The sequence below is a fragment of the Rhodococcus sp. As11 genome (assembly GCF_048957735.1).
Taxonomy (GTDB): Bacteria; Actinomycetota; Actinomycetes; order Mycobacteriales; family Mycobacteriaceae; genus Rhodococcus; species Rhodococcus gordoniae.
In genome coordinates, this window is sequence record NZ_JARDJE010000005.1 from 45,813 (window position 1) to 62,669 (window position 16,857).

Here is a 16,857-nt window from a genome sequence, read left to right on the forward strand (position 1 = left end):
TCGGTCGGTTCGTGTGACCGATCGGAAAGGCCCCTACCGCCTCCGGGCGGTAGGGGCCTTTCCGTGTCGACGAGCGAATCGCCGGGTGTCCGTGGCGGCCGAGGCCGCCGGCGCTATCCGTTCTCGGGCAGGTCGCACGGCACCGCGTGGGCCTCAGCGTATCCGGGGTCGAGCGCCGACTTCACGAGGTGGAGTGATTCGGGTCGTACGAGGATCGTGGAGTGGTCGGCGGGCGAATCAGGGCAACCGTCCTGAACCCACACGTTGTGGACCTCGGCGTCCGGTCCCGGGCGCAGGAACGAGCTCTCGGGCGGTGTGACGATCTGATCGTGGCGCGTCGCGATCGAGGTGTAGGTCACGCCGGGAAGCGTGTCGCCACCCTCGTTGAGATTGCTGAGCATGCGCGACCCGATCAGCTGCTGCTGCCCGGCCGCGCCGAGATTGCTCCCGCGGAACAGCAACTCGGCCACGGCATCGTTGCCGTTCGTCACGCCGAGCACCGCGAGCACCGTGTACAGCTGCTGCAGGCCGTTGAAGGTGGTGCCGTGATTCGTCGCGCCCAGCATGACGAGGTTCCGGACCCGGTTGCGGGAGGGATCCGTCGCGTCCGTCCCGCCCTCGAACTTGAGGTACTGACGGGAGACGACGCCGCCCTGCGAGTGGCCGACCAGATCCACCTGTTCGGAGCCGGTGTGCTCGCGAACGGCATCGACGAACGTTCCGAGTTCCACGGCGGACCGTTCGATGTCCGAGACACCCCAGACCGTGCGGTCGGGATCGAAGTATCCCTGCGCAGCGCCGTAGTTCAACGCGTATACGCAGTAGCCGAGCCGTGCGAGTTCGGGAGCGACGTAGACCCACGTGGGGTACATGCCCGTCCCGGTGCCGTGCACGAGCACGACCGGCCGGGGATGCTCCGGCGACGGGACGCAGCCGAGGTCGTTGGCTCCCTCGACCCCCTCACCCATCGTGCTCAACAGGGTCGCGAGGGGGCTCCCCGGAGCGTCTGACGAGGTGGGCAGGGGAACCGGATCGGGCACGGTGATGGTAGGCGCCGGCTCGGCCGGCGCGGCAGGGGCAGGATCGGCCGCCGATATCGCCGGGGTGGCGAACATCGACGACGCAAGGGCGAGGGCAGCAGTGGCTGTGGCTACGACGCTGCGACGCGCACGGATCATCGGTACTCCTCGACGAACATGGGGATCGTATGTTCGTGCTGGTTGGGGGATCGCCGAGTAGGTTAGCAGCCCGTCGGGGGACGATCCGGGCAGCGGAAGATCAATTCTGTTCGGCCGAGCGCCGGTAACCGACGACGGCGGGGACCACGAAGACCGCCACCATCCCCACCGACCACGCGACCGTCTTCAGGAAGGGCTCGGCGACAGGCCCTCCCATCGCCAGCGCGCGCATCGTGTCGATCGCGCAGGACATCGGCTGGTTCGCCACGACGGGTTGCAACCAGCTCGGATACGCCATGACCGGCACGAACCCCGAGTTGAAGAACATGAGCAGGGTGCACAGGATCGAGACGGTCTCGACCAGGGGTGTGCGCCCCGGCAGGGTCGCCAGAGCGGTCACCATCATCGCGAAGCCCAGACCGAAGATCAGTGGGACCACGAGGATGAGCAGGGTGGGACCGAGACCCTGGGTGAACCGGAAGCCCAGCGCCATGCCGGCGGCGAAGATCACGAGAGAGGTGACGAACACGCGCACCATCTCGGCCGTCAACCGGCCCACGAGCCCCGCCGAACGATGAACGGGCAGCGTGTGGAATCGGCTCAGCAGACCGGAATCACGTTCGGTGCGCAATCCCACCGCGCTGACCACCGAACCGAACATCGCGCCGACGAGCACGATCATGGGGACGGTGCCGAAGATCGACGAATATCCGGTCGCGGCAGTGATGCTGTCACCGAGCACGATACGGAACATCACGAGCGTCAGAGCCGGATAGACGAGCGCCTGGATCATCGTGGCGGGATCGCGGGCCCACCTCAGCAGCAGCCGTCCGCACTGGAGACGGCTGTGCTCCCACAGGGCACCGAGCGAACGCTCGCCGCGGATACGATCCGGCTCCGGGTAGGCGAAGCCGTGGCCCGGCCCCCGCGACGTCTCGACGGTTCCGCTCATCGCCTCACGCCCGTCTCGTCGCGGCCCATACGGCCCCCGGAATGCAGATCACGGCCAGCCCGATCATCCAGAACAGACTCGGGCGGAAGACCTCCCAGGTCACCCCGTCCTGGGCCATGTCGCGCATCGCGAAGGAGAACTGGGAGATCGGCTGGTTGCGGACGAACGGCCTGATCCACTCGGGGAATCCTTCCTCGGGCACGAAACCGCACGACAGCATCCCGAGGATCAACTGCGGCAGGGTCAGCGCCTGCGCGGTCGCTTCGGGGCTCCGGGACAGACAGCCGATCGCATCGGCGCCCAGGCACAACAGCACGCTGATGATCAGTGCGGTCGCGCAGAACAACACCGCCTGCCCGAGCCCTGCGGAGAAACGGAAACCGATCAGATAACCGAATCCGATCGCGGCCGCCAGGGAGATGACCGATCGCACCGTGCTCGCCGTCATCCGCGACGCCAACGGCGCCGCGGCGGCGACGGGCATCGTCTGCAGGCGGGAGGTCACACCGGTCGTGCCCTCCTGCGCCGCCAGTTGCGCCGCGGAGATGGCGGTGAACGCCATCGACTGCAACACGATGATGGGCATGAGGAACTGCGCGTAGTCGATGCCCTGCAGCTGCATGACGAACTTGAGCGGCAGGTAGAAACCCAGGCCGAAGACGAACGGTGCCAGGACCGCGAGGACCAGCTCGCCGTATCTGGCCATCGTGCGCAGCGAACGGGCCGTCAGCACCCACCACTGGTCGAGCGACGACGGGGTGATCCGGCGGTGCGCGCCGCCCCGGCGTGACGGAGGAGCGAACGAGGAGGACTCCGGTGAGCGTGCCACCGTCACCTCGTCGGTGCGGGCGGTCACGGTCGTTCCCCCGCCGGGGCAGGTCCCGCTCGCTCGGACGGAGGCGCAGCGGTTCCCTGAGCGAGCGCGGTCGGGTCGGTGTCGGACGCTTCCGGATCACAGCCGTCCGGGGTGGACGCTCCCGGAGCGTGACCGTCCGGAGTGGACGCCGAGTGCCCGGTGAGCCGGAGGAAGACGTCGTCGAGGGAGGGCCGCCGCAGGCCGATGTCGGCGAGCTCTACACCCAGGGGTTCGATACGCCGCAGCACCTCGGTGAGGGTCGCGGCGCCGCCGGGCGCCGGAACGGACACCCGATCCGTCTCGGGGACCGTGCCCTTCTTCGGATCCCGCGGGAGGAGACCGTCGAGTGCCCGGAGGAGCTCGGGTATCGCGCGCGGGTCGACCGGGACGATCTCGCAATGGGTGCCGCCTGCGGACGACTTCAACTGGTTCGCGGTGCCCTCCGCGATCACCGTCCCCTTGTCGATGACGATGATGTTGTCGCTCAGCACATCCGCTTCTTCGAGGTACTGCGTCGTCAGCAACACCGTGATGCCCTGCTCCTTGAGTGCCGCCACCAGCGACCACACACCCTGCCGGCTACGCGGGTCGAGTCCGGTGGTGGGCTCGTCGAGGAAGACCACCTTGGGGCGGACCACGAGGCCGCACGCGATGTCGACCCGTCGGCGCATGCCGCCGGAATAGCCCTTCACGGGGCGGCGACCGGCGTCGACGAGATCGAACTCCTCGAGCAGTTCGTCCGCTCGTCGCGTGGCGGACTTCTTGTCGAGCCCCATCAGGCGACCGAACAGGATCAGATTCTCGCGACCGGTGAGGGTGTCGTCGAGCGCGGCGAACTGACCGGTCATCATGATCGAACGCCGGACCGCGGCGGCCTCGGTCACCACGTCGTGCCCGGCGACCACGGCGCGACCCGAGGTGGGCCGCAGGAGGGTCGACAGCACCTTGACCATCGTGGTCTTGCCGGCGCCGTTGGGACCGAGAATGCCGAGGACGCGGCCCGGCGGTGCGGAAAAACTGATCCCGTCGAGCGCGCGGACCTCGCCGAAGGACTTGTGGACGTCCTCTACGAGAACTGCCTGGTCGTGATCGCTCACATCACACCCCGCCGTAGATCTCGGTCCCTGTCGGGGACGGGTCGGTCCGTCACCGTCGGAATCGTACCGGGACGCACGGTTCCGGGAGGTGCGGACGGACACGCTCGTCCGCGTCCGCAGGTCAGGACCGGACGCCGAGATCGTCGCGATGATCGACGAGGCGGCGGGCCCGTCGGTGAAGTGCGCGCGCCCGGCGGCTTCGACGTCGTCGCGGCGCAGTGCCTGCAGCAGCCGCTCGTGGGACGCGACCGCCTCCGTTCCCCGACCGCGATCACGCAGGCCCCTCCCGACGCCGGTCCCGTCCCGGCGAATACGATGGAGCGGCTGCGCCGGTACGGACACTGCCGATGAACCCCATCGGTCAGGGTCGATCGCGCAGACCCGACCGCGCGGCGTGCCCTGTGGAGGCGCACATCACGCACCGTCGTGAGTTGAACTCTCGGCCGTGCTCCTGCATACTGGTCGGGTTGCCTTGACCGGGCCATGGATGTTTCGCGGCTCGGATCGGGAAAGACGTGACAGTCGCGGATCGAGCCTCACGGCCTGGTCGCGGCCACATGCAAGACGGAAGCAGTACCCCTGTGTGCTCCTGCGAGCACAGCCGGTTCCGTTCCTTGCGGTGTCGAAGCCTACGAGTCTCGACGCCGGGGAATGAGCGGCGGGCCGACACGCCCGACCGCGTGGGCCGGAGAACAATGACAGATGAACAGCGGCAAGCGGATCGGATACGTCCGGCTCGCACTGTGTTTCGAGTGCTGTTCTCGGTCGCCGTTCCTCGGGGAACTGTGCAGACGAGGTGATTTCCCGGCTCCGCCGGGGATCACGAAACGCGGCAAGAAAAGGACACTAAGCGTGGCGGGACAGAAGATCCGCATCAGGCTCAAGGCCTATGACCACGAGGCGATCGACGCATCTGCGCGCAAAATCGTCGAGACGGTGACCCGTACGGGTGCCCGCGTGGTCGGCCCGGTGCCGTTGCCCACTGAAAAGAACGTGTACTGCGTCATCCGCTCGCCGCACAAGTACAAGGACTCGCGCGAGCACTTCGAGATGCGGACGCACAAGCGGCTCATCGACATCCTCGACCCGACGCCGAAGACCGTCGACGCGCTCATGCGCATCGATCTCCCGGCAAGCGTCGACGTCAACATTCAGTGACATTCGATTACAGCGAGCTTGTGAAAGACGCAGCGGAGACAACACATGACTAACCAGATCAAGGGAATCCTGGGCACCAAGCTCGGCATGACCCAGGTCTTCGACGAGAACAACCGGGTCGTCCCGGTGACCGTCGTCAAGGCCGGACCGAACGTGGTCACGCAGATCCGTACCGAGGAGCGCGACGGCTACAACGCCGTGCAGCTCGCCTACGGTGCCATCGCGCCGCGCAAGGTCAACAAGCCGGTTCGCGGCCAGTTCGACAAGGCCGGCGTCACGCCGCGCCGTCACCTGGTCGAGCTCCGGGTCGAGGACGCCTCCGAGTACGAGGTCGGCCAGGAACTCACTGCGGAGGTCTTCGAGGACGGCGCCTACGTCGACGTCACCGGAACTTCCAAGGGCAAGGGCTTCGCCGGCACCATGAAGCGTCACGGCTTCGCCGGCCAGGGCGCGTCGCACGGTACGCAGGCCGTGCACCGCCGTCCGGGTTCCATCGGTGGCTGCGCCACCCCGGGCCGCGTGTTCAAGGGCACGCGCATGTCCGGCCGTATGGGCTCCGACCGCATCACGACGCAGAACCTCTCGGTCCACAAGGTGGACGCCGAGAACGGGCTGCTGCTGATCAAGGGCGCGATCCCGGGTCGCAAGGGCGGCCTCGTGATCGTCAAGACCGCAGTGAAGGGTGGTGCACGGGCATGACCAGCACCGAGACCGCAACCAAGCTGACCTTGGACGTCAAGGCCCCCGGTGGCCAGACCTCCGGCTCCGTCGATCTCCCCGCCGAGATCTTCGACGCTCCCGCGAACATCGCGCTGCTGCACCAGGTCGTCACCGCGCAGCTCGCCGCGGCTCGTCAGGGAACGCACTCCACCAAGACCCGCGGCGACGTCCGCGGTGGTGGCAAGAAGCCGTACCGCCAGAAGGGCACCGGCCGCGCACGTCAGGGCTCGACCCGTGCGCCGCAGTTCGCCGGCGGTGGCGTCGTCCACGGCCCGCAGCCGCGCGACTACAGCCAGCGCACCCCCAAGAAGATGAAGGCCGCCGCTCTGCGCGGTGCCCTCTCCGACCGGGCGCGCAACGAGCGCATCCACGTGATCACCGAGCTCGTCGCGGGCCAGACCCCGTCGACCAAGGGTGCCCGCACCTTCCTCGCTGAGCTGTCGGATCGCAAGAACCTGCTGCTCGTCGTCGGTCGCCAGGACATCGCGGCGTGGAAGTCCGCGCAGAACCTGCCGAACGTCCACGTGCTCGCGCCGGATCAGCTGAACACCTACGACGTGCTCTACAGCGATGACGTCGTGTTCAGCGTCGAGGCGCTCAACACGTTCATCCACGGGCCGGCCGAGTCCGGCCAGGAAGTGAAGGAGGAGAGCAAGTGAGCACGATCGCCGATCCTCGCGACATCCTGCTGGCTCCCGTCGTCTCCGAGAAGTCCTACGGGCTGATGGAAGAGGGCACCTACACCTTCCTGGTGCACCCGGACTCGAACAAGACGCAGATCAAGATTGCCGTCGAGAAGGTCTTCGGCGTCAAGGTGAGCAGCGTCAACACCGCCAACCGTCAGGGCAAGCGCAAGCGGACCCGTTTCGGTTACGGCAAGCGCAAGGACACCAAGCGCGCGCTCGTGACCCTCGCGGCCGACAGCAAGCCCATCGAGATCTTCGGAGGCCCGGTCGCCTAGCGATCGGAACTCTCGAGAGATAGAGGACGAGAAGACTCATGGCAATCCGTAAGTACAAGCCGACTACGCCGGGCCGCCGTGGCGCCAGCGTGTCGGACTTCGCCGAGATCACTCGGTCGACGCCCGAGAAGTCGCTGATCCGCCCGCTGCACGGTCGCGGTGGACGTAACGCGCACGGCCGCATCACCACCCGTCACAAGGGTGGCGGACACAAGCGCGCCTACCGCCTGATCGATTTCCGTCGCAACGACAAGGACGGCGTGCCGGCCAAGGTCGCTCACATCGAGTACGACCCCAACCGCACCGCGCGCATCGCGCTGCTCCACTACGTGGACGGCGAGAAGCGCTACATCATCGCTCCCAAGGGACTCGTGCAGGGCGCCCCGATCGAGTCGGGCCCCAACGCCGACATCAAGCCGGGCAACAACCTGCCGCTGCGCAACATCCCGACGGGTACGACCATCCACGCGGTCGAGCTGCGTCCGGGTGGCGGCGCCAAGATGGCCCGTTCCGCCGGTGCGAGCATCCAGCTCCTCGGTAAGGAAGGCACCTACGCCACGCTGCGTATGCCCTCCGGTGAGATCCGTCGCGTCGACGTGCGCTGCCGCGCCACCGTCGGCGAGGTCGGCAACGCCGAGCAGTCGAACATCAACTGGGGCAAGGCCGGCCGTATGCGCTGGAAGGGCAAGCGCCCGACGGTCCGTGGTGTCGTGATGAACCCGGTCGACCACCCGCACGGTGGTGGCGAGGGCAAGACCTCGGGTGGTCGCCACCCGGTCAGCCCGTGGGGCAAGCCCGAGGGCCGCACCCGCAAGAACAAGGCGTCCGACAAGCTCATCGTCCGTCGTCGCCGTACCGGCAAGAAGCGCTAGTCAAGGAGGGAGTTAGAGAATGCCACGCAGCCTCAAGAAGGGCCCGTTCGTCGACGACCACCTCCTGGCGAAGGTGGACACGCAGAACGAGAAGGGCACCAAGCAGGTCATCAAGACCTGGTCGCGCCGTTCCACGATTCTGCCCGACTTCATCGGTCATACGTTCGCTGTCCACGATGGACGCAAGCACGTGCCGGTGTTCGTCTCGGAGTCCATGGTCGGTCACAAGCTCGGTGAGTTCGCGCCGACCCGTACGTTCAAGGGCCACATCAAGGACGACCGGAAGAGCAAGCGTCGATGAGCACTGAAACCACCACCAACAGCGCTCGGGCTGTTGCGCGCCACGTGCGCGTGACCCCGATGAAGGCGCGCCGCGTCGTCGACATCGTTCGCGGTAAGTCCGTCGAGGAGGCCCTGGCCATCCTCAAGTTCGCGCCGCAGGCCGCGGCCGAGCCGGTCGCCAAGGTGATCGCGTCGGCCGCTGCGAACGCGCAGAACAACTACAACCTCGACCCCAGCACGCTCGTCGTCGCGACGGCGTACGTGGACGAGGGCGCGACCCTGAAGCGGTTCCAGCCGCGCGCCCAGGGCCGTGCGTTCCGCATCCGCAAGCGGTCGAGCCACATCACCGTGATCGTGGAAAGCGTCGGGTCGGCTTCGACTCGTAACCGCCGGAAGGGAGCTCAGTAGTGGGCCAGAAGATCAACCCGCACGGCTTCCGTCTGGGCATCACCACCGACTGGAAGTCTCGTTGGTACGCCGACAAGCAGTACGCGGACTACGTCAAGGAAGATGTCGCGATCCGCAAGTTCCTGGCCTCCGGCCTCGAGCGCGCCGGCATCGCGAAGGTCGAGATCGAGCGCACCCGCGACCGTGTGCGTGTGGACATCCACACCGCTCGTCCGGGCATCGTCATCGGACGCCGCGGCGCCGAGGCCGATCGCATCCGCGCCGAGCTGGAGAAGCTGACCGGTAAGCAGGTCCAGCTGAACATCCTCGAGGTCAAGAACTCGGAGTCCGAGGCTCAGCTCGTGGCGCAGGGCGTCGCCGAGCAGCTCTCGAACCGTGTCGCCTTCCGTCGTGCGATGCGCAAGGCCATCCAGTCGGCCATGCGTCAGCCGAACGTCAAGGGCATCCGCGTGCAGTGCTCGGGCCGCCTCGGTGGCGCCGAGATGTCGCGTTCGGAGTTCTACCGCGAAGGTCGCGTCCCGCTGCACACGCTGCGCGCGGATATCGACTACGGCCTCTACGAGGCACGGACCACCTTCGGCCGTATCGGCGTGAAGGTCTGGATCTACAAGGGCGACATCGTCGGTGGCCGTCGTGAGCTCGCTGCTGCTGCAGCCGCTCCCGCCGACCGGCCGCGTCGTGAGCGTCCGAGCCGCCCGCGTCGTTCCGGCGCGTCGGGCACCACCGCGACGAGCACCGAGGCCGGCCGCGCCGCATCGAGCGACGCTCCTGCCTCGACCGAGAACAAGGAGGGCTGACGCAATGTTGATCCCCCGGCGGGTCAAACACCGCAAGCAGCACCATCCGAGCCGTACGGGTGCCGCCAAGGGCGGAACCCAGGTGGCCTTCGGTGACTACGGCATCCAGGCTCTCGAGCCGGCCTACATCACCAACCGGCAGATCGAGTCCGCTCGTATCGCCATGACCCGGCACATCAAGCGTGGCGGCAAGATCTGGATCAACATCTTCCCGGATCGTCCGCTCACGAAGAAGCCCGCCGAGACCCGCATGGGTTCCGGTAAGGGTTCGCCGGAGTGGTGGGTCGCGAACGTCAAGCCCGGTCGCGTGCTGTTCGAGATGAGCTACCCCAACGAGGAGATTGCGCGCGAAGCCCTGCGTCGTGCGATGCACAAGCTCCCCTGCAAGTGCCGCATCGTGACGAGGGAGGAGCAGTTCTGATGGCTACCGGTACCCCCGCCGCAGAACTCCGCGAGCTGAGCGACGAGGAGCTGACCGACAAGCTCCGCGAGGCCAAGGAAGAGCTGTTCAACCTCCGCTTCCAGATGGCCACCGGCCAGCTGGACAACAACCGTCGGCTTCGCGTCGTGCGCAACGAGATCGCCCGTATCTACACGGTGCTGCGCGAGCGCGAGCTCGGACTGGCCACCGGCCCGAATGCGGGTGACGTGGCATGAGTGAGGAAAAGGCAGTGAGCAACCAGGAACAGCGCGCGAGCCGTAAGGTCCGCATCGGCTACGTCGTCTCCGACAAGATGGAGAAGACCATCGTCGTCGAGCTCGAGGACCGCGTGAAGCACCCGCTGTACGGCAAGATCATCCGCCGTACCACCAAGGTGAAGGCGCACGACGAGAACGGTCTGGCCGGCATCGGCGACCGCGTTCAGCTGATGGAGACCCGTCCGCTGTCCGCGTCGAAGCGCTGGCGTCTGGTCGAGGTGCTCGAGAAGGCCAAGTAGGCCTCCTCGTCCTCGACGGAACGAGATCATGCAGCACCCCACCGCCCGCATCACGGGTGGTGGGGTGCTGTGCGTCCGGTAGGCACCGCCGCTCGCGACACGCCCGGTTCCGGGGTGGGGAGGGGCATCACAATTCGCGAATTTGCCCTGCGTACGGTATATGGCCTACTCTGGACGGGTTGCTTACAGGACCCGTGTGTGATTCGCACGTGCGTCGTGTGCAGCCGACGACCGCGTACGTCCAGGTCGGAAATCTGACGTACACACCAATCCAGGTCAAGGAGAAGTAAGTGATCCAGCAGGAGTCGCGACTGCGTGTCGCCGACAACACGGGTGCCAAGGAGATCCTCTGCATCCGCGTTCTCGGTGGCTCGTCCCGTCGCTACGCCGGAATCGGTGACGTCATCGTCGCCACCGTCAAGGACGCGATCCCCGGCGGCAACGTCAAGCGCGGCGACGTCGTCAAGGCCGTGATCGTGCGCACCGCCAAGGAGCGCCGCCGGCCGGACGGCTCGTACATCAAGTTCGACGAGAACGCTGCCGTCATCATCAAGGGCGACAACGATCCTCGCGGCACCCGCATCTTCGGACCCGTCGGTCGCGAACTCCGCGACAAGCGGTTCATGAAGATCGTCTCGCTCGCTCCGGAGGTGCTGTGATGAAGGTGCACAAGGGTGACACCGTGCTCGTCATCTCGGGCAAGGACAAGGGCGCCAAGGGCAAGGTCATCGCGGCCTACCCGGCGACCGGCAAGGTCCTCGTCGAGGGCGTGAACCGTATCAAGAAGCACACCGCCGTCTCTGCGAACGAGCGTGGCGCCTCCTCCGGCGGCATCGTGACGCAGGAGGCCCCGATCCACGTTTCCAACGTTGCGGTCGTCGACTCGGACGGAAACCCCACTCGCGTGGGCTACCGCACCGACGAGGAAACCGGCAAGCGCGTTCGGATTTCCCGGAAGAACGGGAAGGACCTCTGACATGACTTCCACCGAGAACAAGACCCAGCCGCGCCTGAAGGCCCGCTACCGTGCCGAGATCAAGGACGCGCTGAACGCGGAGTTCGACTACGCGAACGTCATGCAGATCCCCGGCGTCGTGAAGGTCGTCGTCAACATGGGTGTCGGCGACGCCGCCCGCGACGCGAAGCTCATCAACGGAGCCGTCAACGACCTCGCGCTCATCACCGGTCAGAAGCCGGAGATCCGCAAGGCCCGCAAGTCCATCGCACAGTTCAAGCTGCGCGAGGGCATGCCGATCGGTGCGCGCGTCACGCTGCGCGGCGACCGCATGTGGGAGTTCCTGGACCGTCTCGTGTCCATCGCGCTTCCCCGTATCCGGGACTTCCGCGGCCTCAACGGCAACCAGTTCGACGGCAACGGCAACTACACGTTCGGCCTGAACGAGCAGTCGATGTTCCACGAGATCGACGTGGACAAGATCGACCGCCCGCGCGGCATGGACATCACTGTCGTGACCACCGCTACCAACAACGAAGAAGGCCGTGCCCTGCTCAAGCACCTCGGCTTCCCGTTCAAGGAGAACTGAGCCCATGGCTAAGAAGGCACTGGTCAACAAGGCCAACAAGAAGCCGAAGTTCGCGGTGCGCGCCTACACCCGCTGCCAGCGCTGCGGGCGCCCGCACTCGGTCTTCCGCAAGTTCGGACTCTGCCGCATCTGCCTTCGCGAGATGGCACACCGCGGAGAACTTCCGGGAGTTCACAAGAGCTCCTGGTGACGTGAGCGGTGGGCGGAGGACCGAGTAGTTCTCCGCCCACTGTCACGCTGTCATGGGTTCGTCGCCGATCCGTCGACGAATCCGCTATCGAAACCGAGTTTCGATGTAGGCCCACGGCCGGCATGTTCCGGCGTTGCATGGGAACCGCATCGAGAAAGGTGAACAGGTCAGCCATGACCATGACCGACCCCATCGCAGACTTCTTGACGCGTCTGCGTAACGCCAACACGGCGTACCACGACGAGGTCAAGCTCCCGTCCTCGAAGATCAAGGTGAACATCGCCGAGATCCTCAAGCGCGAGGGCTACATCTCCGACTACCGCACCGAGGACGCCGAGGTGGGCAAGACCCTCATCGTCGACCTCAAGTACGGACCTTCCCGTGAGCGCAGCCTTGCCGGCGTGCGCCGCGTGTCGAAGCCCGGCCTGCGCGTGTACGCGAAATCCACCAACCTGCCCAAGGTCCTGGGCGGCCTCGGCGTGGCGATCATCTCCACGTCCTCCGGCCTGCTCACCGATCGCCAGGCGGCCAAGCAGGGAGTGGGCGGGGAAGTCCTCGCCTACGTCTGGTAAAGGGAGGCCACCACAATGTCGCGAATCGGAAAACTCCCCGTTGCAGTTCCTTCGGGCGTCGAGATCACCATCGACGGCCAGGATGTTGCAGTCAAGGGCCCCAAGGGCAACCTGTCCCTGACGATCGCCGAGCCGATCGCCGTCGCCAAGGGCGAGGACGGGGCAATCAACGTCACGCGCCCGAACGACGAGCGTCGCAGCCGCGCGCTGCACGGCCTGTCGCGGACGCTCGTGCAGAACCTCATCGTCGGTGTGACCGAGGGTTACACCACCAAGATGGAGATCCACGGCGTCGGCTACCGCGTGGCCCTCAAGGGCAAGGACCTCGAGTTCTCGCTCGGTTACAGCCACCCCGTGCTGATCGAGGCGCCCGAGGGCATCACGTTCGCCGTCGAGAACCCCACGCGCTTCTCGATCTCGGGCATCGACAAGCAGAAGGTCGGCCAGATCGCGGCCAACATCCGCCGGCTGCGCAAGTCCGACCCCTACAAGGGCAAGGGCATCCGCTACGAGGGTGAACAGGTCCGTCGCAAGGTCGGAAAGACGGGTAAGTGATCATGAGCCAGACCGAGAACCAGAAGGCCAAGCGCATCCCGCGCGGCAAGGACGCCTCCACCACGCGTCGCCTTTCGAAGACGCGTCGTCACTTCCGCCTCCGCAAGAAGATCTCCGGCACCGCCGAGCGTCCCCGCCTCGTCGTCAACCGGTCGTCGCGTCACCTGCACGTGCAGCTGATCGACGATCTGACGGGCACCACCCTCGCCGCAGCGTCGTCCATCGAACCCGATGTGCGCGCTCTCGAGGGCGACAAGAAGGCTCGCGGCGCGAAGGTCGGTCAGCTGATCGCCGAGCGCGCGAAGGCTGCCGGCGTGGAAGCCGTGGTCTTCGACCGCGGTGGCCACACCTACAGCGGACGCATCGCGGCCCTCGCGGACGCGGCTCGCGAAAGCGGGTTGAAGTTCTGATGACCATTTTCTCGAACGGAAGGAACGCCTGATGCCGGGACGTCAGCGGCGTGACGGCGGCAACGGCCCCGCCGGACAGAACCCCAACAGCGGTGACAACCGCGGCGGTCGCGACCGCCGCGACCGCGACTCGCGTGGCGGCAACGCTGCCGAGAAGTCGAACTACATCGAGCGTGTCGTCTCGATCAACCGTGTGTCGAAGGTCGTCAAGGGCGGTCGTCGCTTCAGCTTCACCGCTCTGGTGATCGTGGGCGACGGCAACGGCCTGGTCGGCGTCGGCTACGGCAAGGCCAAGGAAGTTCCCGCGGCCATCCAGAAGGGTGTCGAGGAAGCTCGCAAGAACTTCTTCCGCGTCCCGCTCATCGGCGGAACCATCACCCACCCCGTCCAGGGAGAGGCTGCAGCCGGTGTCGTCCTGCTGCGTCCGGCTTCCCCCGGTACCGGTGTCATCGCCGGTGGCGCTGTGCGCGCGGTGCTGGAGTGCGCGGGTGTCCACGACATCCTGTCGAAGTCGCTCGGCTCCGACAACGCCATCAACGTGGTGCACGCGACGGTTGCGGCCCTCAAGGGTCTGCAGCGTCCCGAGGAAGTCGCGGCTCGCCGTGGCCTCACCCTCGAGGAAGTTGCCCCCGCCGGCATGCTGCGCGCACGTGCACAGGCTGCTGGGAGCGTGAAGTAATGGCAGAGCTGAAGATCACCCAGATCAAGAGCACCATCGGGGCCAAGTCGAATCAGCGCGACAGCCTCCGGACCCTCGGTCTGCGGAAGATCCGCCAGTCCGTCGTCCGCGAGGACAATGCGCAGAATCGTGGCCTCATCAACGTGGTGCGTCACCTCGTCACTGTTGAGGAGGTCTGAGAATGACCATCAAGCTGCATCACCTGCGCCCGGCTCCGGGTGCGAAGACGGACAAGACCCGCGTCGGACGCGGTGAGGGTTCGAAGGGCAAGACCGCCGGCCGCGGTACGAAGGGCACGAAGGCACGCAAGAACGTGTCGCCGGCCTTCGAGGGTGGCCAGATGCCCATCCACATGCGTCTGCCGAAGCTCAAGGGTTTCAAGAACGCATTCCGTACCGAGTACCAGATCGTCAACGTCGGGGACATCGCTCGCGTGTTCCCCGAGGGTGGACAGATCGGTGTCGCGGACCTCGTGGCGAAGGGTCTGGTTCGCAAGAACCAGCTCGTCAAGGTCCTCGGCGAGGGCGAGCTGACGGTGGCCGTGCAGGTCACCGCCCACAAGTTCTCCGCCTCCGCTCAGGAGAAGATCGCTGCCGCCGGTGGCAGCGCGACCGTCCAGGCCTGACCTGTACTTTCGCGTGTGAGTCACGGCTGTCGAACGGCCGCGGTGCAGATCCCTGCACCGCGGCCGTTCGCGCGTTCGCAGCGGTGACATAGGCTACCGGGCTACCCCTCTCCTCGGGGGCCACTGTTAGAGTTTCAGAGTTGTCTACCGTCCGACGGATCCTTCTCGATCCGTCGTCCCCGATCGGCCCGCCAGGAGGATCTTTGCTTTCCGCCTTCGTCTCGGCCCTCAGGACACCGGACCTGAGGCGGAAGATTCTCATCGCCCTCGGGCTCGTGGCGCTGTACCGCCTCGGCGCTACCGTGCCGTCCCCGGGCGTCGACTACGGCAACGTCCAGGCCTGTGTCGATCAGCTCGCCGGCAGCGAGCAGGCCGGTATCTACTCGCTGATCAACCTGTTCTCCGGCGGCGCGCTGTTGCAGCTGTCGGTCTTCGCGATCGGCATCATGCCGTTCATCACCGCGAGCATCATCGTGCAGCTGCTCACCGTGGTCATTCCACGCTTCGAGGAACTGCGCAAGGAAGGCCAGTCCGGCCAGGCCAAGATGACGCAGTACACGCGTTATCTCGCCGTCGCGCTCGCCGTTCTGCAAGCGACCGGCATCGTCGCCCTCGCCGCCCGAGGGCAGCTGCTGCAGGGCTGTTCGGAACCGATCCTCGCCGACGACAGCATCTTTGCGATGGTCGTCATCGTGCTGGTGATGACCGCGGGCGCCGCCGTCGTGATGTGGTTCGGTGAGCTCATCACCGAACGCGGGGTCGGCAACGGCATGTCGCTGCTGATCTTCTCGGGTATCGCGGCCGCGCTGCCGAGCGAGGGCCGCATGATCCTCGAATCCCGCGGTGGTCTCGTCTTCGCGATCGTCTGCGTCGTGGCCCTGGTCCTCATCACGGGTGTCGTGTTCATCGAGCAGGGACAGCGCCGGATCCCTGTCCAGTACGCCAAGCGCATGGTCGGCCGGCGCATGTACGGCGGGTCGTCGACCTACCTGCCGCTGAAGGTCAACCAGGCGGGCATCATCCCCGTCATCTTCGCGTCGTCGCTGCTGTACCTGCCGAATCTCGTCGCGCAGCTCACCGGTGCCACGACGAACCCCGATCCGAGCTGGTGGCAGCGGATCATCAACGAGTACCTGGTCAACCCGAACAACCCGGTCTATATCGCGATCTACTTCGCGCTGATCGTGTTCTTCGTCTTCTTCTACGTCGCCATCACCTTCAATCCGGAGGAACGAGCCGACGAGATGAAGAAGTACGGCGGGTTCATCCCGGGCATCCGGCCCGGGCGGCCGACCGCCGAATATCTCAGTTTCGTGCTCAACCGCATCACGGTTCCGGGCTCGATCTACCTCGGTCTCATCGCGACGCTGCCGAACTTCTTCCTGTCCGGCAGCCAGACGGCCTCGAGCATCTTCGGTGGCGCCGCGGTTCTCATTCTCGTCAGTGTCGCGCTGGACACTGTCAAGCAGATCGAAAGTCAATTGATGCAGCGCAACTACGAAGGGTTCCTCAAGTGAGACTTGTACTCCTCGGTCCTCCCGGTGCCGGCAAGGGCACGCAGGCCGCGATTCTGTCCGAGAAGCTCGGCGTCCCCGCCATCTCGACGGGCGATCTCTTCCGCGCGAACATCGGGCAGGGCACCCCGCTCGGCGTCGAGGCCAAGAAGTACATCGACGCTGGGGAGCTCGTCCCCGCCGAGATCACCAACAACATGGTGCGGGAGCGTCTGGCCGAGCCGGACGCGGCCAACGGCTTCCTCCTCGACGGTTTCCCGCGGAGCGTGGAGCAGGCCGAGGAACTCCGGAACATCTTGAAGGATCTCGGTGTCGAACTCGACGGCGTGCTGTCCTTCGTCGTCGACGAGGACGTGGTCGTCGAGCGCATGCTCGCCCGCGGTCGCGCCGACGACACCGAGGACGTGATCCGCAACCGCCTCCGGGTCTACCGTGAGGAGACGGCACCGCTTCTCGACTACTACACCGATTCGATCATCACGGTCGACGCGATCGGCGAGGTCGAGGAGATCAACGAGCGGGCTCTGTCCGCACTCGGAAAGTAGACGG

Annotated in this window: 27 protein-coding genes; 23 read left to right on the top strand and 4 right to left on the bottom strand. The window is 66.2% G+C overall.

The window, feature by feature from the left end; all coding sequences use genetic code 11:
• Window positions 1–113 precede the first annotated feature (113 nt).
• From PV766_RS07990 to PV766_RS08005, 4 genes are all read right to left on the bottom strand, one after another.
• Window positions 114–1,178 carry an esterase/lipase family protein gene (locus PV766_RS07990; RefSeq protein WP_421096834.1) on the bottom strand — a complete coding sequence of 355 codons (1,065 nt, stop codon included), beginning with the start codon at window positions 1,176–1,178 and terminating at the stop codon, window positions 114–116.
• A 100-nt stretch (window positions 1,179–1,278) separates the two neighbouring features.
• Window positions 1,279–2,130 carry an ABC transporter permease gene (locus PV766_RS07995; protein ID WP_421096835.1) on the bottom strand — a complete coding sequence of 284 codons (852 nt, stop codon included), beginning with the start codon at window positions 2,128–2,130 and terminating at the stop codon, window positions 1,279–1,281.
• Between the two features lie 4 nt (window positions 2,131–2,134).
• On the bottom strand, window positions 2,135–2,986 hold the full coding sequence (locus PV766_RS08000) for an ABC transporter permease (RefSeq protein ID WP_421096836.1): 852 nt from the start codon (window positions 2,984–2,986) through the stop codon (window positions 2,135–2,137).
• Window positions 2,983–4,083 (bottom strand): ATP-binding cassette domain-containing protein, encoded by a 1,101-nt coding sequence (locus PV766_RS08005; RefSeq protein WP_421096837.1) that lies wholly within the window; start codon window positions 4,081–4,083, stop codon window positions 2,983–2,985. The genes PV766_RS08000 and PV766_RS08005 overlap by 4 nt, the downstream gene beginning before the upstream one ends.
• 852 nt (window positions 4,084–4,935) lie before the next feature.
• On the opposite strand from PV766_RS08005, the gene rpsJ reads away from it, so the two are divergent.
• The 23 genes from rpsJ to PV766_RS08120 all read left to right on the top strand — a co-directional run bounded on the left by rpsJ (window position 4,936) and on the right by PV766_RS08120 (window position 16,853).
• Window positions 4,936–5,241: a 30S ribosomal protein S10 gene (gene rpsJ, locus PV766_RS08010; RefSeq protein WP_003938093.1), complete on the top strand. Its 306-nt coding sequence runs from the start codon at window positions 4,936–4,938 to the stop codon at window positions 5,239–5,241.
• Between the two features lie 45 nt (window positions 5,242–5,286).
• On the top strand, window positions 5,287–5,940 hold the full coding sequence (gene rplC / locus PV766_RS08015) for a 50S ribosomal protein L3 (protein WP_064063811.1): 654 nt from the start codon (window positions 5,287–5,289) through the stop codon (window positions 5,938–5,940).
• Complete coding sequence (gene rplD / locus PV766_RS08020; RefSeq protein WP_064063812.1) at window positions 5,937–6,620, top strand: 50S ribosomal protein L4; 684 nt, start codon at window positions 5,937–5,939, stop codon at window positions 6,618–6,620. The genes rplC and rplD overlap by 4 nt, the downstream gene beginning before the upstream one ends.
• The gene (gene rplW, locus PV766_RS08025) at window positions 6,617–6,922 is read left to right on the top strand and encodes a 50S ribosomal protein L23 (RefSeq protein ID WP_016935026.1); all 306 of its coding nucleotides are present in this window, start codon (window positions 6,617–6,619) and stop codon (window positions 6,920–6,922) included. The genes rplD and rplW overlap by 4 nt, the downstream gene beginning before the upstream one ends.
• A 38-nt stretch (window positions 6,923–6,960) precedes the next feature.
• A complete protein-coding gene (gene rplB, locus PV766_RS08030) occupies window positions 6,961–7,794 on the top strand; it encodes a 50S ribosomal protein L2 (RefSeq protein ID WP_026003489.1) in 834 nt (277 codons plus the stop codon).
• 19 nt (window positions 7,795–7,813) lie between these two features.
• Window positions 7,814–8,095 carry a 30S ribosomal protein S19 gene (gene rpsS, locus PV766_RS08035; protein WP_003938088.1) on the top strand — a complete coding sequence of 94 codons (282 nt, stop codon included), beginning with the start codon at window positions 7,814–7,816 and terminating at the stop codon, window positions 8,093–8,095.
• Window positions 8,092–8,484 (top strand): 50S ribosomal protein L22, encoded by a 393-nt coding sequence (gene rplV / locus PV766_RS08040; RefSeq protein WP_006554606.1) that lies wholly within the window; start codon window positions 8,092–8,094, stop codon window positions 8,482–8,484. The genes rpsS and rplV overlap by 4 nt, the downstream gene beginning before the upstream one ends.
• Window positions 8,484–9,281, top strand: a complete 798-nt coding sequence (rpsC, locus tag PV766_RS08045; RefSeq protein ID WP_059382415.1) for a 30S ribosomal protein S3 — start codon at window positions 8,484–8,486, stop codon at window positions 9,279–9,281. The genes rplV and rpsC overlap by 1 nt, the downstream gene beginning before the upstream one ends.
• Before the next feature lie 4 nt (window positions 9,282–9,285).
• Window positions 9,286–9,702: a 50S ribosomal protein L16 gene (rplP, locus tag PV766_RS08050; protein WP_006554604.1), complete on the top strand. Its 417-nt coding sequence runs from the start codon at window positions 9,286–9,288 to the stop codon at window positions 9,700–9,702.
• Window positions 9,702–9,938 (top strand): 50S ribosomal protein L29, encoded by a 237-nt coding sequence (rpmC, locus tag PV766_RS08055; RefSeq protein ID WP_006554603.1) that lies wholly within the window; start codon window positions 9,702–9,704, stop codon window positions 9,936–9,938. Before rplP ends, rpmC begins: the two co-directional genes overlap by 1 nt.
• Entirely contained in the window at window positions 9,935–10,219 is a 285-nt protein-coding gene (gene rpsQ, locus PV766_RS08060) for a 30S ribosomal protein S17 (protein ID WP_024101619.1), read from the top strand. Before rpmC ends, rpsQ begins: the two co-directional genes overlap by 4 nt.
• A gap of 290 nt (window positions 10,220–10,509) precedes the next feature.
• Complete coding sequence (rplN, locus tag PV766_RS08065) at window positions 10,510–10,878, top strand: 50S ribosomal protein L14 (protein ID WP_006554601.1); 369 nt, start codon at window positions 10,510–10,512, stop codon at window positions 10,876–10,878.
• On the top strand, window positions 10,878–11,195 hold the full coding sequence (rplX, locus tag PV766_RS08070) for a 50S ribosomal protein L24 (RefSeq protein ID WP_006554600.1): 318 nt from the start codon (window positions 10,878–10,880) through the stop codon (window positions 11,193–11,195). The genes rplN and rplX overlap by 1 nt, the downstream gene beginning before the upstream one ends.
• Before the next feature lies 1 nt (window position 11,196).
• Window positions 11,197–11,763 (top strand): 50S ribosomal protein L5, encoded by a 567-nt coding sequence (gene rplE / locus PV766_RS08075; RefSeq protein WP_006554599.1) that lies wholly within the window; start codon window positions 11,197–11,199, stop codon window positions 11,761–11,763.
• Between the two features lie 4 nt (window positions 11,764–11,767).
• Window positions 11,768–11,953 carry a type Z 30S ribosomal protein S14 gene (locus tag PV766_RS08080; protein WP_006554598.1) on the top strand — a complete coding sequence of 62 codons (186 nt, stop codon included), beginning with the start codon at window positions 11,768–11,770 and terminating at the stop codon, window positions 11,951–11,953.
• 173 nt (window positions 11,954–12,126) lie between these two features.
• On the top strand, window positions 12,127–12,525 hold the full coding sequence (rpsH, locus tag PV766_RS08085) for a 30S ribosomal protein S8 (protein WP_006554597.1): 399 nt from the start codon (window positions 12,127–12,129) through the stop codon (window positions 12,523–12,525).
• Window positions 12,526–12,540: 15 nt separating this feature from the next.
• Window positions 12,541–13,080, top strand: a complete 540-nt coding sequence (gene rplF / locus PV766_RS08090; RefSeq protein WP_006554596.1) for a 50S ribosomal protein L6 — start codon at window positions 12,541–12,543, stop codon at window positions 13,078–13,080.
• 2 nt (window positions 13,081–13,082) lie between these two features.
• Window positions 13,083–13,490: a 50S ribosomal protein L18 gene (gene rplR, locus PV766_RS08095; RefSeq protein ID WP_026002910.1), complete on the top strand. Its 408-nt coding sequence runs from the start codon at window positions 13,083–13,085 to the stop codon at window positions 13,488–13,490.
• Between the two features lie 31 nt (window positions 13,491–13,521).
• On the top strand, window positions 13,522–14,169 hold the full coding sequence (gene rpsE, locus PV766_RS08100; RefSeq protein ID WP_006554594.1) for a 30S ribosomal protein S5: 648 nt from the start codon (window positions 13,522–13,524) through the stop codon (window positions 14,167–14,169).
• Window positions 14,169–14,348: a 50S ribosomal protein L30 gene (gene rpmD / locus PV766_RS08105; protein ID WP_006554593.1), complete on the top strand. Its 180-nt coding sequence runs from the start codon at window positions 14,169–14,171 to the stop codon at window positions 14,346–14,348. The genes rpsE and rpmD overlap by 1 nt, the downstream gene beginning before the upstream one ends.
• 2 nt (window positions 14,349–14,350) lie before the next feature.
• Complete coding sequence (rplO, locus tag PV766_RS08110) at window positions 14,351–14,794, top strand: 50S ribosomal protein L15 (protein ID WP_016932433.1); 444 nt, start codon at window positions 14,351–14,353, stop codon at window positions 14,792–14,794.
• A 203-nt stretch (window positions 14,795–14,997) separates the two neighbouring features.
• Window positions 14,998–16,311, top strand: coding sequence for a preprotein translocase subunit SecY (gene secY / locus PV766_RS08115; RefSeq protein WP_016932432.1), 1,314 nt, complete (start codon window positions 14,998–15,000; stop codon window positions 16,309–16,311).
• On the top strand, window positions 16,308–16,853 hold the full coding sequence (locus tag PV766_RS08120) for an adenylate kinase (RefSeq protein WP_016932431.1): 546 nt from the start codon (window positions 16,308–16,310) through the stop codon (window positions 16,851–16,853). The genes secY and PV766_RS08120 overlap by 4 nt, the downstream gene beginning before the upstream one ends.
• Window positions 16,854–16,857 lie beyond the last annotated feature (4 nt).

Bases quoted from the DNA above. Each gene is read 5' to 3' on its own strand.
- PV766_RS07990 (WP_421096834.1), bottom strand. From the start codon at position 1,178: ATGATCCGTGCGCGTCGCAGCGTCGTAGCCACAGCCACTGCTGCCCTC.
- PV766_RS07995 (WP_421096835.1), bottom strand. From the start codon at position 2,130: ATGAGCGGAACCGTCGAGACGTCGCGGGGGCCGGGCCACGGCTTCGCC.
- rplC (WP_064063811.1), top strand. From the start codon at position 5,287: ATGACTAACCAGATCAAGGGAATCCTGGGCACCAAGCTCGGCATGACC.
- rplD (WP_064063812.1), top strand. From the start codon at position 5,937: ATGACCAGCACCGAGACCGCAACCAAGCTGACCTTGGACGTCAAGGCC.
- rplB (WP_026003489.1), top strand. From the start codon at position 6,961: ATGGCAATCCGTAAGTACAAGCCGACTACGCCGGGCCGCCGTGGCGCC.
- rpsS (WP_003938088.1), top strand. From the start codon at position 7,814: ATGCCACGCAGCCTCAAGAAGGGCCCGTTCGTCGACGACCACCTCCTG.
- rplV (WP_006554606.1), top strand. From the start codon at position 8,092: ATGAGCACTGAAACCACCACCAACAGCGCTCGGGCTGTTGCGCGCCAC.
- rplP (WP_006554604.1), top strand. From the start codon at position 9,286: ATGTTGATCCCCCGGCGGGTCAAACACCGCAAGCAGCACCATCCGAGC.
- rpmC (WP_006554603.1), top strand. From the start codon at position 9,702: ATGGCTACCGGTACCCCCGCCGCAGAACTCCGCGAGCTGAGCGACGAG.
- rpsQ (WP_024101619.1), top strand. From the start codon at position 9,935: ATGAGTGAGGAAAAGGCAGTGAGCAACCAGGAACAGCGCGCGAGCCGT.
- rplX (WP_006554600.1), top strand. From the start codon at position 10,878: ATGAAGGTGCACAAGGGTGACACCGTGCTCGTCATCTCGGGCAAGGAC.
- rplE (WP_006554599.1), top strand. From the start codon at position 11,197: ATGACTTCCACCGAGAACAAGACCCAGCCGCGCCTGAAGGCCCGCTAC.
- PV766_RS08080 (WP_006554598.1), top strand. From the start codon at position 11,768: ATGGCTAAGAAGGCACTGGTCAACAAGGCCAACAAGAAGCCGAAGTTC.
- rpsH (WP_006554597.1), top strand. From the start codon at position 12,127: ATGACCATGACCGACCCCATCGCAGACTTCTTGACGCGTCTGCGTAAC.
- rplF (WP_006554596.1), top strand. From the start codon at position 12,541: ATGTCGCGAATCGGAAAACTCCCCGTTGCAGTTCCTTCGGGCGTCGAG.
- rplR (WP_026002910.1), top strand. From the start codon at position 13,083: ATGAGCCAGACCGAGAACCAGAAGGCCAAGCGCATCCCGCGCGGCAAG.
- rpsE (WP_006554594.1), top strand. From the start codon at position 13,522: ATGCCGGGACGTCAGCGGCGTGACGGCGGCAACGGCCCCGCCGGACAG.
- rpmD (WP_006554593.1), top strand. From the start codon at position 14,169: ATGGCAGAGCTGAAGATCACCCAGATCAAGAGCACCATCGGGGCCAAG.
- rplO (WP_016932433.1), top strand. From the start codon at position 14,351: ATGACCATCAAGCTGCATCACCTGCGCCCGGCTCCGGGTGCGAAGACG.